12 protein-coding genes are annotated in these 16,481 nt (G+C 66.5%); 6 read left to right on the top strand and 6 right to left on the bottom strand.

The genetic code is table 11. The annotated features are described in order from the left end of the window. Positions 1-8 precede the first annotated feature (8 nt). From ACILR9_RS19185 to ACILR9_RS19170, 4 genes are all read left to right on the top strand, one after another. Positions 9-1,040 (top strand): formamidase, encoded by a 1,032-nt coding sequence (locus ACILR9_RS19185; RefSeq protein ID WP_395711560.1) that lies wholly within the window; start codon positions 9-11, stop codon positions 1,038-1,040. Beyond that, positions 1,037-2,194 (top strand): amidohydrolase family protein, encoded by a 1,158-nt coding sequence (locus ACILR9_RS19180; protein WP_395711559.1) that lies wholly within the window; start codon positions 1,037-1,039, stop codon positions 2,192-2,194. Before ACILR9_RS19185 ends, ACILR9_RS19180 begins: the two co-directional genes overlap by 4 nt. Before the next feature lie 207 nt (positions 2,195-2,401). Continuing rightward, a complete protein-coding gene (locus tag ACILR9_RS19175; RefSeq protein ID WP_395711558.1) occupies positions 2,402-3,934 on the top strand; it encodes an ABC-F family ATP-binding cassette domain-containing protein in 1,533 nt (510 codons plus the stop codon). Positions 3,935-4,200: 266 nt separating this feature from the next. Continuing rightward, positions 4,201-7,434 carry a hypothetical protein gene (locus ACILR9_RS19170; protein WP_395711557.1) on the top strand — a complete coding sequence of 1,078 codons (3,234 nt, stop codon included), beginning with the start codon at positions 4,201-4,203 and terminating at the stop codon, positions 7,432-7,434. 58 nt (positions 7,435-7,492) lie between these two features. On the opposite strand, the gene ACILR9_RS19165 is transcribed toward ACILR9_RS19170, so the two are convergent. Then, positions 7,493-8,182, bottom strand: a complete 690-nt coding sequence (locus tag ACILR9_RS19165) for a PAS domain-containing protein (protein ID WP_395711556.1) — start codon at positions 8,180-8,182, stop codon at positions 7,493-7,495. A gap of 179 nt (positions 8,183-8,361) precedes the next feature. On the opposite strand from ACILR9_RS19165, the gene ACILR9_RS19160 reads away from it, so the two are divergent. Together ACILR9_RS19160 and ACILR9_RS19155 are read left to right on the top strand one after the other, a co-directional pair. Then, positions 8,362-9,342 carry an LLM class flavin-dependent oxidoreductase gene (locus tag ACILR9_RS19160; RefSeq protein WP_395711555.1) on the top strand — a complete coding sequence of 327 codons (981 nt, stop codon included), beginning with the start codon at positions 8,362-8,364 and terminating at the stop codon, positions 9,340-9,342. A gap of 46 nt (positions 9,343-9,388) precedes the next feature. Beyond that, positions 9,389-10,429 carry an LLM class F420-dependent oxidoreductase gene (locus ACILR9_RS19155; RefSeq protein WP_395711554.1) on the top strand — a complete coding sequence of 347 codons (1,041 nt, stop codon included), beginning with the start codon at positions 9,389-9,391 and terminating at the stop codon, positions 10,427-10,429. A gap of 149 nt (positions 10,430-10,578) precedes the next feature. Here the strand turns inward: ACILR9_RS19155 and ACILR9_RS19150 are convergent, their stop codons facing one another. The 5 genes from ACILR9_RS19150 to ACILR9_RS19130 all read right to left on the bottom strand — a co-directional run bounded on the left by ACILR9_RS19150 (position 10,579) and on the right by ACILR9_RS19130 (position 16,443). Next, the gene (locus tag ACILR9_RS19150) at positions 10,579-11,355 is read right to left on the bottom strand and encodes an ABC transporter permease (protein ID WP_395711553.1); all 777 of its coding nucleotides are present in this window, start codon (positions 11,353-11,355) and stop codon (positions 10,579-10,581) included. Beyond that, entirely contained in the window at positions 11,352-12,137 is a 786-nt protein-coding gene (locus ACILR9_RS19145) for an ABC transporter ATP-binding protein (RefSeq protein WP_395711552.1), read from the bottom strand. Before ACILR9_RS19145 ends, ACILR9_RS19150 begins: the two co-directional genes overlap by 4 nt. A gap of 66 nt (positions 12,138-12,203) precedes the next feature. Then, entirely contained in the window at positions 12,204-13,217 is a 1,014-nt protein-coding gene (locus tag ACILR9_RS19140) for an ABC transporter substrate-binding protein (protein WP_395711551.1), read from the bottom strand. A gap of 71 nt (positions 13,218-13,288) precedes the next feature. Beyond that, entirely contained in the window at positions 13,289-15,049 is a 1,761-nt protein-coding gene (locus tag ACILR9_RS19135) for a glucan ABC transporter ATP-binding protein/ permease (protein ID WP_395711550.1), read from the bottom strand. Positions 15,050-15,267: 218 nt separating this feature from the next. Next, positions 15,268-16,443, bottom strand: coding sequence for a M20 aminoacylase family protein (locus tag ACILR9_RS19130; protein ID WP_395711549.1), 1,176 nt, complete (start codon positions 16,441-16,443; stop codon positions 15,268-15,270). Between the last annotated feature and the right edge of the window lie 38 nt (positions 16,444-16,481).

Below are 16,481 nucleotides of genomic sequence, written 5' to 3'. Positions count from 1 at the left end.
GAGGAAGCATGAGCGGACTGGGCGGTCTCAACAAGGCGCCGGATGGCATGGTCATCGGGCTGGTGCAGATTCAGAACCCCGTCGTCGTCACGCCCGAGGATCTGGCGCGACAGACCGATCGCATCTGCGGGCTGGTCGCCAAGGCGCGGCGCAACCTCGCGACCATGGACCTCGTGGTCTTCCCGGAATACGCTCTGCACGGGCTGTCGATGGACACCAACCCGGCGATCATGTGCAGGCTCGACGGGCCCGAGGTCGCGAAGTTCCGCAACGCCTGCATCGCCAACGACATCTGGGGATGCTTCTCCATCATGGAGCTGAACTCCCACGGCAATCCGTTCAACTCCGGGCTGATCATCGACAACAAGGGCGAGATCAAGCTTTATTACCGCAAGATGCATCCCTGGGTGCCGGTCGAGCCGTGGGAACCGGGCGACCTCGGCATCCCGGTGTGCGACGGGCCCAACGGCTCGAAGATCGCGCTGATCATCTGCCACGACGGCATGTTCCCCGAGATGGCGCGCGAATCAGCGTACAAAGGTGCCAACATCATGCTGCGTACGGCAGGCTACACTGCGCCGATCCGCCAGAGCTGGCACTTCACCAACCAGTCGAACGCCTTCTGCAACCTGATGTACACGGCCAGCGTCTGCCTCGCCGGCTCGGACGGCTCGTTCAACTCGATGGGCGAAGGCATGATCGTGAACTACGACGGCACCCCGCTGGTGACAGGCAACGGCATTCCCGACGAGATCATCACCGGCGAGGTGCGGCCGCGCCAATGCGACGAGGCACGCGTGCACTGGGGCGTCGAGAACAACATCTACCAGCTCGGCCATCGCGGCTACGTCGCCGTGAAGGGCGGCGCGCGCGATTGTCCCTACACCTACATGAGCGATCTCGCTGCCGGGAAGTACGCCGTGCCATGGGAGAAGGACGTCAAGGTGACCGACGGGACGAGCTGCGGCTTCCCCGCACCGACCCGCCCCTTCAAGCTCGTGCCAACCACGCTGCCACCGGGTAAGCTCGCAGCCGAGTGATCCTCAGCAACGCAACCCTGCCTGACGGCGCCCGGCGCGATATCGAGATCAAGGACGGCCGCATCGCGGCCCTCCTGCCGCCGAGCCATGCCGAGCCCGGCGTCGTGGTCCTGCCGGCGCTGGTCGATGGCCACATCCATCTCGACAAGACGCTGCTCGGCCTGCCGTGGGTGCCCAACCAGGCGGCCGGCAATCGCGTCGCCGACCGCATCGAGGCCGAACGCAAGGTGCGCGCGGCGCGAACCGTGCCCGAGTCGCAGACCGGGGCCAACCTGGTGCGCCAGGTCGTGGCCAGCGGCACGCTGCACATGCGGAGCCACGTCGACATCGACAACCAGCTGGGGCTCAGGAACCTGCACGAGGTCCTGGCGGTGCGCGACCAGTTCCGCGACCTCGTCACCATCCAGATCGTGGCCTTCCCGCAAAGCGGCATCCTCAGCTCGCCGGGTACGGCCGAGCTGCTCGATGCCGCCATTGCCGAGGGCGCCGACCTTGTGGGCGGCCTCGATCCGGTGGGCATCGACGGCGACCTCGACGGCCATCTCGATCCGATCTTCGCCATCGCCGAGCGCCGCGGCGTCGGCATCGACATCCACCTGCACGACGGCGGCGAGGGTGGCATCGCCCAGCTGACGGCAATCGCCCAGCGCACGGTCGCGGCCGGCCTTCAGGGCAAGGTCGCAGTGAGCCACGCCTTCGCCCTCGGCTCGGTGCCGATCGACATGGCGGCGCGCACAGCCGACCTGCTGGCGGACGCCAGCGTCGCCATCATGAGCCACGGTCCCGGCGGCGCCGCCATCCCACCCTTGAAGCTTCTGCACGAGCACGGCGTCGAGGTGTTCGGCGGCTCGGACAACATCCGCGATGCCTGGTCGCCGTTCGGCAACGGCGACATGCTCGAGCGCGCCATGATGATCGGCTATCGCGCCAACTTCCGCCACGACGACGAGCTGGCCTTCGCGCTCGACATGGTGACGGGCGCGGCAGCGCGCGTGCTGGGCGTGGCGCCCTACGGCATCGCGATCGGCGCACCCGCCGACTTGGTCGTGGTCGAGGCCGGCTCGCTGGCCGAGGCCGTCGCGACCCGCCCACGCCGCAAGCTGGTGATCAAGGCGGGTCGCATTGTCGCCAGGGATGGCGTACTGGTCTCCTGAAGAGGCACAATCACTCGCGGACCGCGTGCCCTCATTCTCCTCCCTAGCTTCGCTGGGGAGGTGTCTCGGTAATCCGAGACGGAGGGGTCAGGAGCCTCAGTGGGGCTCTCGACCCCTCCGTCCGCGATTACGCGGACACCTCCCCACGCTTTGCGTGGGGAGGAGAATGAGGCGACGCTCGCGGTCCGGAAGGGCACGAGGATCACGATGGCGTCGCGGCAGGCCGTGCTCGGGATGGAGCGCGGTAGTTTCTTCTTCGGCTCGGTACGCGTCTTCAAGGACGTGTCGTTCCTGCTCGACGGCGCGCGCACGGCTCTGGTCGGCGAGAACGGCGCCGGCAAGTCCACGCTTCTGAAGTGCCTGAGCGGCGAGCTCGAGCTGAATGGCGGCAACGTCATCCGCTCGCGCGGCATGCGGGTCGGCAGCGTGCCGCAGGATGTCCCCGACGGCCTGGCCGGGCGCACCGTGCGCGACGTGCTGAACGACTCCCTGAACAAGGTCGGACTGACCGGCGACCACTGGCGCATCGACATCCTGATGGACGAGATCGGTGTCGAGCCGGCAACCCTGGACGAGCCGTTCGGCAGCCTGTCCGGCGGCTGGCAACGTCTGCTGCTGATCGCCGGCGCCGCCCGCCTGGAGGAGCCCGACATCCTGATCCTCGACGAGCCGACCAATCATCTCGATCTCGCCAATATCAACACGCTCGAGCGCTGGCTCACGGTCGAGTTCACGGTGCCGATGCTGATCGTAAGCCACGACCGCGAGTTCCTCGATCGCGTCACCGAGCGCACCCTGTTCCTGCGCAGCGACGGCGTGCACGCCTTCAAGGCGCGCTTCAGCCAGGCGCGCGAGGAGCTGCTGCGCCGCGACGCGGCGGCGGCCGCGCGCGCCAGGCTGGAGGACAAGGAGATCCGCCGCCTCGAGCAGGCTGCCGCCCGCTACAAGGTCTGGGCGGTCAAGAACCCCGACCTCAACAAGCGCAAGAACGCCGTCGAATCGCGCATCGCCAAGATCGAGAAGGAGCGCACGCAGACCTACGTCGCGCGCGAGCGCCGGCTCGAGCTCGCCGACGGCGACATCGACGCGCGCGTCGCGCTCCGGCTCGCCGGCCTCGAGGTAAAAGCGCCCGGAAGCGAACGCAAGCTGATCGGCATCGAGCGGCTGACGGTCGGCGCCGGCGACCGGATCGCCGTTCTGGGCGTCAACGGCGCCGGCAAGTCGACCCTGCTGTCGGCTCTGGCCGCCGCCTACAACCCGGCGCGCGAGCACTACGACAGCCAGGCGGCGGTGCGGTTCAATCCGGCCTGCCGGCTGGTCTATTTCGACCAGACGATGCGCGACCTGCCGCTCGGCTCGGCGATCCTCGACTACGTGCTCGAAGCGCCCGGCATCACCGAAAAGGACGCGGTCCGCGCGCTCGCCGCGGCGGGCTTCGTCTTCCGGCGGATCGGCGATGCGATCGCGGGGCTGAGCCACGGCGAGCGCGCCCGACTGGTCTTCCTCAAGATGAAGCTGTTGCACCCAAACATGTACCTGCTCGACGAGCCCACCAACCATCTCGACATCGAGGGCCAGGAGGACCTGGAGGAGCAGCTGGAGAAGAGCGACGTCTCGTGCCTGTTCGTGTCACACGACCGCTTCTTCACCCGCAGCGTGGCGACCCGCTTCCTGGAGATCCGCCGCAGCCGCCTGGTCGAGATCGACGACGCCGAGGCCTTCTTCAAGGCTCAGCAATAGGTGCTCGTTCGGGCGATGCCGGCTGAGCCTGAGCAGTGGATTCGCACTCGCCAGGAAAAGCCGTCATCCCGACCCAAGCCACCCGAAGGGCGGCTCTGCTCAGAAAGGAAAGGTCCCCCCGTCTATGCTCGGGATGACAGCAATGTTGTCATCCCGAGCATAGCGGCGCCTTTCCCTTCTTCATTCTACCGCCGAAGACGTGCCTCTTACCTGTCTCCCGCCCTTGTTCGACGGTTGCGGAAGCGACATCATTCGTCGTCAGGACCATGGCCCTCCGGCACGACGCCTTCATCTCCTACAGCCATGCTGTGGACGGGAAGCTCGCCGCAGCCCTCGAGAACGGGCTGGAGAAGCTCGCCAAGCCGCTCCTCAAGCTGCGCGCCCTCGACGTCTTTCGCGACCAGACCAGCCTCACGGCGAGCCCGGCGCTGTGGCACGGCATCGTGGCGCACCTCGAAGTCTCCGAATGGTTCCTGCTGCTTGCCAGCCCGGCGTCAGCCGCCTCCATCTGGTGCAACAAGGAGGTGAGCTGGTGGCTCGAGCACCGCTCCGCCAATCGCATGCTGGTGCTGCTGACCGAGGGCGACATCCTGTGGGACCCCGTCAAGCGCGACTTCGACTGGACGCGAACGACGGCGGTGCCGCGCATCCTGGAAGGACGATGCGAGGACGAGCCGCTCTACGTCGACGCACGATGGGCGCGCGATTCGGACCTGCTGTCGCTGCGCAGCGCGCAGTTCCGCGACATCGTGGTCAATGTGGCGGCACCCATCCGGGGCGTCCCCAAGGACGAGCTGGATGGAGCCGATCTGCGCCAGCTGGCCCGCAATCGACTGCTCGTCCGCAGCGGCGTTGCGGCCGTCACCCTGGCGGCGGGCATTGCCATCTGGCAGGCCGTCGTCGCCGACGAGCAGAGAGTCGAGGCCGTGCGGCAGCGCGACATTGCGATCGCCCGGCAACTCGCAGCCCAGGCCGAACTGATGCGCGCGCAGCAGCCCGATCGCCTGCCGTTGGCCCTGCTGATGGCAACCGAGTCGGCACGCTCGCAGCCGGAGTCGATCGAGGCTCAACAGACATTGCGGGCTTTGCTGTCGCAGTTTCCCCTGCCAGCGACTGTGTTGCAGCACGGCTCGCTCGTCGAGTCGGCAGTCTTCAGCCCCGACATGACCCAAGTTGCGACAGCCGCAGAGGACGGAGCATTGTGGAAGCTGCCGGAAGCGACTCGTATCGCTCCCCTGGCCGGCGCCAGGCACAAGGTCATCTTCTCGCCTGATGGCAGCCGTATCGCCGGGTGCTGCACCAAAGTTGGCGTATGGGATCGCACAGGCGCGCAACAGCTCCTGCTTTCCCCGGCCGACCTGCAGGGGGAACCCGAGAACATCGCCTTCAGTGCTGATGGCCGGCTGCTGGCGATCGGCCTGCGTGCCGCCCAACCTGGTTTTGCCATTTATGATCTGGCGAGCCGCCAGTTCCCTCTGCGCTATGCCATCAAGCTGTCGGGCTACGGGACTGCAATCGCGTTTGCACGGGATGGCACTCTGTATTTCGGCCCGCGCGACAAGATCGAGGTGCACTCAGGCAGTCCGCTTGAACACAAGAAGACCCTGGATCCGCAAATCGGTGCGCTGGATCTGCTCGCCGTCGATCCGACTGGCCGCTATCTCGCCGCCGGCGCGGACCGCAAGATCACCGTGTTCGATCTGACCAAGGAAACGATTGCGGCCCGCTTGCAGGTCCGCGGCTCCGGGCCGGGGCGAATTCGGCAGATTGCATTCGACGCCGCCGGTCGTCACCTCGGCGCGGTCGGCGAGCACGACGTTGGTGCAATCTGGCGCGTAAGGGACTGGGGCGAAGCCGCCATCCCCTCCCATGGCGAGTTCCAGACAATCCACTCCCTCTCATTCGATCCATCCGCGCCGAAGGCCATGACGTGCGGCACTGACGGCAACTGTAGCGCCTGGTCCTTGGTTTCGGGACGCAAGATCCATCAGTTCGCACACGTCTATGCGTTTGAAGGCGCACAAGATAACAAGCGGCAGATGCTCAGCGGCATCTATGGGTCGACCGGCTCCGTCGTCGTCACTGCCGGCACGGACGGCACGGCACGGACGTGGCAAACCTCGACGCCGAGCGAGGCAGGACGCAGCGGCTGCATTTTCGACGAAGTCCTGGTGCGCACCTTCGTCAGCACCGGACGCAGCTGGAGCGGCGAGCTTCTCGCTCCGGTCCAAAGGAATTGCTCGGCCGAGCTTGCCGGGAGGGAACGGTCGCGCGACCTGAAGGTCAGTTCGACGGAAAACGTCGCTGCCTCGCCGCTCCCTGTCGACCTCGTCGAGGTCTGGGACGTGCGCAACGGTGACTCCATGGCTCGACTCGCCCACACCGACCCTGTGGACTGGGATGCAGTGCGAACGATGCTGCGAGGACAAGCTCGCGGCGACCGTGCCGTCTTGTCCATGGTCCGGAGGATGCAGAACGAAGGCAGTGTCAGCGTCCGGGCAATCTCGACCTCCGGCAAGCGAGTGGCCACCGTGCGTGATGCCGACAGGAAGCTGCGGCTCTGGGATACGGGGACCGGACAAGTCACCTATTCCGAAGTTCTGCCGAATAGCGATCCATTGCTGCTCGAGTTCCTGTCGGACGCGTTGCTCCTGCGTGTCGACCCATCCGGCTTGCTGTCGGTGCAAAATTTGCCCAAGGGCGAGGTTGCCTGGTCGGCCCCGGTGGGCAAGATGACTGCTCTGACGTTCAGTCCGGACACACGCCGGATCGCCACGAGCAGTGAATCTTCCACCGTGAAGGTTCATGTGTGGAATGCGACGACAGGTGCCATGCTCCTTGAGCAATCCCCTGAGTCGAAGATCGGCGATCTGGTATTCGATCGATCCGGGCGCTACCTGGTGGCGTTTGGCCCGGAAAGTGTCGTTCCTTCCGGGCTGCCGCAGGGTGTCGCGGCAACCGTATGGGACACTGAAACGAAGAGAGTCGTGTTGTCGGTGCCGAAGGAAGAGGGAATTGTCGCGATCGCCTTCGCTGCGGACGGTGCTCGCTTCGCGATCGTGGGCGACAAGGGCGATGTGAAAGTGTGGGACCTGACGACAGGTACAGTCCGCCGCACTGTCACGGCGGATCCTGGCCCCATCGCGTTCAGCACCAACGGACAATGGCTCGCCCTGGGCAACCGATCCATTCGCGTGCTCGACACGGAGTCCCTGCGGGCGGTCGCGCAGCTGGACATCGGCGGTGAGATCCGGGACCTTGAGTTTCGGGATGAAGATACGCTCATCGCGGCACGCCGCTTCGACAGCGGCGCCACGAAAGGCGTTGTCGAGCTTTATCGCTGGAAGGCCGCCGACTTGCTGGCAGAAGCCTGCCGGCGCCTGCCGGTCAAGGCGGCCGAGGGGCAATGGCGGCAGTTGCTGCCCGACCAGCGCATGCCGACGCCGTGCGCCAACACCACCTCCGTCCCACACTCGAATGGCGTCGTGACGAAAAACTAAATCGGCAACATCATCCGATACGCTCGATGTCGGGCCGCTGAAGGTCCAGATCACCCCTTTATCCAAAAATTGCAGGGTAGGTGCGCGGGCCACGCCGCCCGCGCAGCGTCGTCTCGAGGTCGCTGAAGCGACCCTCGCTGGTCAGCCGATCGCGGATGATGCCGGCCGTGACCGGGTCGTTGTAGAAGCCGAGGTCGCGCACCGTGCGACCGATCACCTGCTCGCGCGCCAACCCGCTTGCCGCGAGCCCCGCCTGATTCATGTCGACATAGCAGCCCTCGCGCAGGGTGATGATCGACATCGGGTGGGCGGTGGCGTTGAATGCCTTGGAGAAGCGTTCCTCGCTTTCGCGCAGTCGCTCCTCGGCCCGCTTGCGCTCGGTGATGTCGATGTCGACGCCGCTGTAGCGGACCGGCTTGCCGGCGGCATCTCGGATGACGCGGCCGCGGCCGAAGATCCAGCGCTGCTGGCCGTCGGACGGCCTCACGATGCGATACTCGACCTCGTAGAGATCACGTCCCTCGGCAAGCGCTTGGCGGAACCCATCGACCACTTTCGGCGCATCTTCCGGATGGCGAATCGCCCTGACTCGATCGTTCGGGAAGGGCTCGTCCGACGGCGGCAGCCCCATGAGCTGGAAGAAGGTGGGCGTGGCTCGGCACAGGTCGGTCGCCAGATCGGTATCCCAGATGCCGATGCCGGCAGACTGCTCCGCCAGTGGCGTGGCTCTCGCTAAGCGCCCGGGCAAGACGCTGCGAATCCCTCTCGTCCTGCGCGAAGACCGGCTTGTCGCCATTCGTCATTGACCGGCGCGCCCCTCCAGTGCACCCGTTGGCAGGGTAGCAGCGGTCGGCGGCGATGGTCACGTCCGATGCTGCGCCGGCCACCTTTCCTCATGGAGGCCCGGCTTCACGGAGGAACCTATCGATGGATCTGCCCCTCGACGATCGGCTGCGCATCGGCATCCAAACGCTTCACCGCCGCACCGAACCGGCCGAAGGACCCTGGCTGCCCGCGATCGACGAGCTTCAGCGCCAGGTCGAGCTGGTCGACCGCTGCGGCTACGATTCGCAGTGGGTCGGCGATCACATCGCCTTCGCGATCCCCATGCTCGACCCGTTCCTGCAGCTCGCACAGGCGGCCATGGTGAGCCGGCGCCTCCAGCTCGGCACCGCGGTCTACCTGGTGCCGCTGCGTCAGCCGGCGTCGATCGCCAAGCAAGTGGCGACGCTCGACCACCTGACCGAAGGACGCCTGGTCTTCGGGGTCGGCGTGGGCGGCGAGTTTGCCAAGGAGTTCGAGGTCTGCGGCGTGCCGGTGGGCGAGCGCGGCCCGCGGCTGGCCGAAAGCCTCGCCGTGCTGCGCAAGCTGTGGACCGGCGAGCCGGCCTCGCACAGCGGCAAGTTCTTCCAGTTCGAGCAGGTGACCATGCAGCCCCCGCCGCGCCAGGCGGGCGGGCCACCGATCTGGTGCGGCGGCCGCTCCGACGCGGCGCTGAAACGTACCGCGCGCCTGGCCGACGGCTGGATGTCCTACGTCGTGACGCCCGACATGTATCGCCAGGGTCTCGACAAAATCGCTGCCGCCGCCAAGCAGTGCGGGCGTGTGTTCGACCGCGGCTTTGCCGCGAGCCATCTCCTGTTCACGCGTGTCGACGATACCTACGAGAAGGCGCTCGACGCAGCGACCCTGTCGCTCAGCACGCGCTACGCCATGGATTTCCGCAAGGCCGCCCAGCGCTACTGCGCCCTCGGAACGCCCGAGCAGGTGGTCGAGCGCATCCGCGAGTTCCATGCCGTTGGCGTCCGCCATCTGATCCTCGATTTCGTCGGCCCCTACGAGGAGCGCTACGACGTGATCGAGCGCTTCGCACGCGACGCGCTGCCGCTGCTGGCGGACCTGCGCTAGGCTCGTTTCGCCACCAAGCTTCATCGCCAATATGGGGACCACATCCATGCGGCTCGGCATGCTGCTGAAATACTCGGGCGCTCCCAACAGCCTGCATCTCGAGGAGGTGCTCGAGGCCGAACGTCTGGGCTACGATTCGGTGTGGAGCGGAGAGGCCTACGGCACCGACGCGGTCACGCCGACCGCCTGGATCCTGGCCCGCACGACGCGCATCCGCGCCGGCACCGGCATCATGCAGATGTCGGCCCGCACGCCCGCCTGCACGGCGATGACGGCGCTGACCCTGCAGGCGCTGTCGAACAACCGGCTGCTGCTGGGCATCGGCGCCTCCGGGCCTCAGGTCGTCGAGGGCTGGCATGGCATGCCGTTCGGCAAGCCGATGGCACGGACCCGCGAGTACATCGACATCCTGCGCAAGATCCTGAGGCGCGATGCGCCGCTGCAGCATCAGGGCGAGCTCTATCAGATCCCCTATGCCGGCCCCGACGCGACCGGCCTCGGCCGGCCGCTCAAGAGCATCCTGCACGGCGACCCCGACATGCCGATCTACGCCGCCTCGATCACGCCGATCGGGCTGCGCACCGCCGGCGAGGTGGCGGACGGCGTGCTGCCGATCTTCATGTCGCCGGAGAAGGCCGATCTGATCACCAAGCCGCTGCGCCAGGGCATCGCGCGGCGGCCGCCCGGCGGCAATCGCCCGCCGTTCGACATCGCGCCCTATGTCCGCATCTGCATGGGCAACGACCTGCAGGCCTGCCGCGACGCGCTGAAGCCCGAGATGGCACTCTATATCGGCGGCATGGGCGCGCGCGCCAAGAATTTCTACAACGACTTCATCAAGCATTTCGGCTACGCCGACGCCGCGGTAAAGATCCAGGACGCCTATCTCGGCGGCCGCCGCAGCGAGGCGATCGCCGCCGTGCCGGATGCCCTGGTCGACGAATGCTCGCTGGTCGGCAGCCCCGACCACATCAAGGACCGCCTGCAGGCCTGGAAAGAGGCCAGCAAGCGCGACGAGGTCGGCTCGCTGCTGCTGAGCGGCGTCACGATCGACTCGCTGCGCATGGTGGCGGAGGCGGTGCTGTAGGCTCTTCTCAGTCTCCTCCCCAGCTTCGCTGGGGAGGTGTCGGCGTAATCGCCGACGGAGGGGTCGAAAGCCCCACTGAGACTCCTGACCCCTCCGTCTCGGATTACCGAGACACCTCCCCAGCGACGCGCTGGGGAGGGGAATGAGATTCAGCTCACCAGCTCGCCTCTGAACGCCCAGCGGGTCATGCGCTTCTCGACCAGGGCGCACACGGCGTACATCAGCACGCCCATGATGGCGATGGCGAACAGGCCGGCGAAGGTGGTCGGCGCATCGTTGCGGGCGCTGGCCGACAGCATCAGGAACCCGATTCCATTGTTGCCGCCCACCGTCTCGGAGATCACCGAGCCGATGAAGGCCAAGGTGATCGCCACCTTGAGGCTGGCGAACAGGTAGGGCATGGCGCGCGGGATGCCGACCTTGGTCAGGATCTCGAGCCGGCTGGCGCCCAGGCTGCGCAGCACGTCGCGCATCTCCGGCTCGATGGTGGCGAGGCCGGTGGCGACATTCACCACGATGGGAAAGAAGCTGATGACGAAGGCGGTGATGACGGCGGGCAGCGAGCCGACGCCGACCCAGATCATCAGGATCGGCACCAGCGCCACCTTGGGAATGGCGTTGAAGGCGATCAGCAGCGGATAGAGGCCGGAATAGACGAAGGGCGAGGCGCCGATCGCCAGCCCCAGCACCAGGCCGCCGGCGATCGCCAGCAGGAAGCCGACGACGGTGGTCCACAGCGTGTCCCAGCAATAGGCCATCAGGATGCCGAAGCGCTGGAAGAAGACGACGAAGATCTTGCTCGGCTTGGGCAGGATGATCTCGGGAACGTCGAAGACGATGCAGGCGATCTCCCAGATCACCAGCAGGCCGACCGTGACCAGCCACGGCATGGCGATGCGCAGCGCCTCGCGCCGCAGATCGGTCATGGCGCGTGCTCCTGGTGGATGCGATCGCGCAGCTCATGGACGAGATCGACGAAGTGCGGTTCGAAGGTGGTGGCGAGCGTGCGCGGCCGCGGAATGTCGATCTTGCGGGAGAGCACGATGCGGCCGGGCCGGCGGCTCATGACGTAGACCGTATCGGCGAGATAGACGGCCTCGCGCAGGTCGTGCGTCACCAGCACGGCGGTGAACTTCTTCTCCAGCCACAGCGCCTGCATGACACCCCACAGCTCCTCGCGGGTGAAGGCATCGAGGGCGCCGAACGGCTCGTCGAGCATCAGCAGGCCGGGCTCGTGGATCAGCGCCCGGCAGAGGTTGGAGCGCTGCTGCATGCCGCCGCTGAGCTGCCACGGATATTTCTCGGCAAAGTCGGAAAGGCCGACGATGCGCAGCAGCGCCATGCCGCGCGCCTCGTACTCGGTGCGATGGCGGCGGAAGCGGCGCTTGTGCGGCTCGACCACCTCGAGCGGCAGCAGGATGTTGCCCATGGTGGTGCGCCACGGCATCAAGGTTGGATTCTGGAATGCCATGCCGACGCCCTTGATCGGCCCGGTCACCTTCTCGCCCGCCACCCGCACCTCGCCGCCCGAGGCGGGCAACAGGCCGGTGACCAGCTTCATGATGGTCGACTTGCCGCAGCCCGACGGGCCGACCACGGCGATGAACTCACCCTTGTCGATACCGAGCGTCGCGTCGGCCAGCGCCAGCGTCGTCTCCTTGCCCAGGCGATAGGTGAGACTGACGCCCTTGAGATCGACGAACGGCATCAGAACTCAGACACCTCCCCAGCGGAGCTGGGGAGGAGAGCTTGCATGACGTCCAACCTCACCGTCCTACTTCACGACCATGCGGTCGGCCTTCGGCGGGAGGTACTTGTTGCTGAAGACCTTGTCGGGCGCCGGGGCAGCCGGCAGGCCGAAGGCTTCGGAGACCAGCTTGACCGAGCGGGCGAAGCGCTCCGGCTCGACGTCGCCCATGCCGTTGGCCTTAACGTAGGGCGTCAGGATGTTGGTCTGCAGCGAGATCTGCAGGCGCTCGGTCTCCAGCGCCTCGTCGATCAGCGGATCGCGCTTCTTGGCGGCGGCAATGCCGAGCTTGTTGTCGGCAATCACGTCCCGCCAACCCTTGAGGGTGGCGGCGATGAAGCCCTTCACGGCCTTCTCGTCCTTGGCCATCTCGGGCGAGATCACGATGCCGTTGCCGTAGACGTCCATGCCGAAATCGACGTAGCGCATGGCGACGATGTCGTCGAACTTCACGCCGCGCGCCTTGAGGTCGAGCATCGAGGAGAAATAGTGGCCGGAGATGAAGTCGACCGTGCCCTGCACCAGGCTCTGCTCGCGCAGCTGCGGCGTCAGATTGACGTGCTCCCACTTGGTGATGCCATTGATCCTGGCGAAGGCCGGGAACAGGCGGAAGCTGGCATCGAACACCGGGGCGCCCAGCTTCTTGCCCTCGAGGTCCTTCGGAACCTTGATGCCGCTCTTCTTCAGGGCATAGACGCCGAACGGCGCGAAATCGTACGCCATGAAGACGCACAGCACTTCCTTGCCGGGGTTCTTGGCATTGTACTCGATGGTGGCATTCACGTCGGCGAAGCCGATCTGGTAGGCGCCGGTGGCGACGCGCTGCACGGCGCCGGCCGAGCCCTGGCCCGGGTCCATAGTGACGTCGAGCCCCTCGGCCTTGTAGTAGCCCTTCTCCAGCGCCACCAGGAACGGCGAGGTCGGCCCCTGGAACACCCAGTCGAGCGTGAATTTGATCGGTGTCTGCGCCGCGGCGGGCAGGCCCAGCACCAGGACGGCAGCCGCCGCCGCAGAGCCCAGCCAGTTGGCGAGTTTGCTCATCTGTCTCATCCCTCGTGAAGTTCCCCGTGCGCCGACTATTAGGCGGGCCGATACGGTCCGCCAAGGGGATATCAGGCAGATTCTATGCCAGCCTGCTGGGTGGCGACGAGGCGGGCAAAGGCGCCGTTGCGCTGGATGAGCTCGCGGTAGCTGCCCTGCTCGGCGATCCGCCCATGCTCCAGCACCACGACCAGGTCGGCGTCGCGGATGGTCGACAGGCGATGGGCGATGATGAAGGTCGTGCGGCCCTGCATCAGGGTCTTGAGCGCCTTCTGGATGCGCGCCTCGGTCACCGAATCGAGGGCGCTGGTGGCCTCGTCGAGGATCAGGATGGGCGGGTCCTTGAGCAGCGCCCGGGCGATCGCCAGCCGCTGGCGCTCGCCCCCCGACAGGGTGGTGCCGCGCTCGCCGACCATGGTCTCGTAGCCCTGCGGCTGGCGCGAGATGAAGTCATGTGCCTCGGCCAGCCGGGCCGCCTCCTCGAGCTCGCCTTGCGTCGCGTCGGGCTTGCCGATGCGCAAATTGTCGGCGATCGAGCGGTAGAACATCGTGCTATCCTGGAAGACGACACCGATATTGCGGCGCAAGGATTCGAGCTTGATGTCGCGATGATCGACGCCGTCGACGCGGATGACGCCGGACTGGGCGTCCCACATGCGATGGAGCAGCGACAGAGCCGTGCTCTTGCCGGCGCCGGTCGGGCCGACGAACGCCACCGTCGACCCTGCCTGCACCTTCAGCGAGAAATGCACCAAGGCTGGCCGCTTGCCGTCGTACGAGAAGTCGAGATCGTCGAACTCGACATCGCCCCTGGCACGACCGATATCGATGCCGCGCGGATTGTCCGGCACGGTCGACTGCGAATCGATGACACGGAAGAAGTCGGCCAGCGCCGGCATCTGGAAGAAGATGCGGCTGACGAAGCCCGAGGCCTGGTCCATGCGGCTGATCAGCAGGGTGGCGAAACCCATGAAGCTCACGATCTCGCCGACCGTCGCCTCGCCACGCACGTAGAGCCAGGTGCCGAGCACGAAGATCAGGATCACGGTGATGGTCGAGGCGGCGCGCGTCAGAACCGAGAGCAGCGCCCACCAGTTGAGCACCGGGAACTGCGCCGCCAGGGTCTCGCGGATGATGCGGTGCATCTCGCCGGTCTCGGCGGCCAGCCGGACGAAGCTCTGGATGAGATGGATGTTGCCCAGCGCGTCGCCGGCGCGACTGGCGAGCTGGCTGTGGTAGTCCTCCACCTCGTGCTGCAGCCGGTCGGTCTTGCCCACCACCCAGGCATTCGCCACGGCGAAGAACAGGATCAGCACGATCAGCAGCGAGCCCAGCCGCCAGTTCATGAACAGGCTGAGCGGCAGCATGACGAACAAAGCGACGAAGGTGGCGAGGTTCTCGCGGAAGAACGACAGCCAGATGCCGAACAGATGGTCGGCGCCGGTCAGCATCACCTTGAGCAGCCGGCCGGAATGCTGGCCGTGGTGGAAGGCGAACGGCAGGATCAGCACGTGCTCGAAGAAGGTCGCCATGGCGCCGAGCCGCCGGCGGTGCGCCATGCGGTCGGCCTGCAGCGACACCACGATGTTGGCGACGATGCCGCCCAGCCCGACGGCCGCCCACAGCACGAGCAACTGGCGCGCCTCGTCCCACAGCTGATCAGCGGTCTTCTCGCGCGCCGTGCTCAAGAGATCGACGACCTTGCCGAACAGCACCGGCTCGTAGAATTGCAGGCCGGCCACGGCGATGTTGGCGATCGCGAGCGCGATCGCGAGCTTGCGCTCGGCCCGCAGCAGCCCGATCACCCGGCTGTAGACGCGGAAGAATTCCATCAACCCTCGCCAGCGATGCCGCTACTCTCTCATTCTCCTCCCCAGCTGCGCTGGGGAGGTGTCGCGTCATACGTGACGGAGGGGTCATGAGCCTCAGTCCCGCTGCTCATGACCCCTCCGCCCCGTATGACGGGGCACCTCCCCAGCGCAGCTGGGGAGGAACATGAGAGAGCGAATGCCCGGCGCAACCGCGGGAGGCGAGCGAGACAAGGCGTGTATCACGCCGCCGGCTCCCCGAGGTAGCGTTCGACCGTGCGCACGAAGAAGCTGACGCCGAACGGGATGGCGAGGTCGTTGAAGTCATAGCGCGAGTTGTGCAGGCTGACCGCCTCCGGCCCGCCGCCATTGCCGAGCCACACCATGGCGCCCGGCACGCGCTCCAGCATGTAGGAGAAATCCTCGGCGCCCATGCTGGGGCGCGAGTTGCCAGATACGGCATGCTCACCGCACACGCCGGCTGCGACGTCGATGGCGAAGCGCGCCTGCTCGGCATTGTTGATGGTCGGCGGATAGCCCGGCTTGTGCTCGATCTCGATCTTGACGCCGTACATCTGCTCGGCGCCGCGGCAGATCTCCTCGATGCGCCGCTGCACCATCGTGCGATTCTCCGGTGTCGTCGTGCGTGTCGTGCCGCCGATATGGGCGTCACCCGGGATCACGTTGTAGGCCGAGCCGGCCTTGAAGAAGCCCACCGTGACGACGGTCGCGTCGATCGGATCGATGTTGCGGCTGACGATGGTCTGCAGCGCCAGCACAATGTTGGCCCCCACGACCATCGGATCAGCGGTGAGATGCGGATGGGCGGCATGCCCACCCTTGCCGGTGATACGGATGTCCCAGCGATCGGCCGCCGCGAGCAGCGGTCCGGGCTTGGTGACGATGTGTCCCAGCGCGATGCCGGGCTTGTTGTGGATGGCGAACACGGCATCGCACGGAAACTTCTCGAACAGCCCGTCGGCGATCATCTCACGCGCGCCGCCGCCGCCTTCCTCGGCCGGCTGGAAGATGAAGTGGACGGCGCCCTCGAACGCGCGGGTTTCACTCAGCACCTTGGCGGCGCCCAGCAGCATCGCCGTATGCCCGTCATGCCCGCAGGCATGCATGCGGCCAGGGTTCTGGGAGCGATGCTCGAAGGCGTTGGTCTCATCCATCGGCAGGCAATCCATGTCGGCGCGCAGGCCGATCGCCTTCAACGAGTTGCCTTTGCGCAGGGTTCCGACCAGCCCGGTCCGGCCCAGCCCGCGCGTCACCTCGAGGCCCCATTCCTGCAGCTTGGCGGCGACGATGTCGGACGTCCTCCTCTCCTCGTAGGCAAGCTCGGGATGGGCGTGGATGTCGCGGCGGATGGCGGCAATCTCGCCCTGGATCTCGAGGGCACGCGGCAAGACAGGCATCGGGAACTCCGGTTGGAACTCGGCGCATCCTAGCCCAA

It is taken from the genome of Reyranella sp. (assembly GCF_044224635.1).
Classification (GTDB): Bacteria; Pseudomonadota; Alphaproteobacteria; order Reyranellales; family Reyranellaceae; genus Reyranella.
The sequence above is the reverse complement of the archived record's forward strand: the minus strand, read 5'-3'. Positions and strand labels throughout refer to the sequence as shown.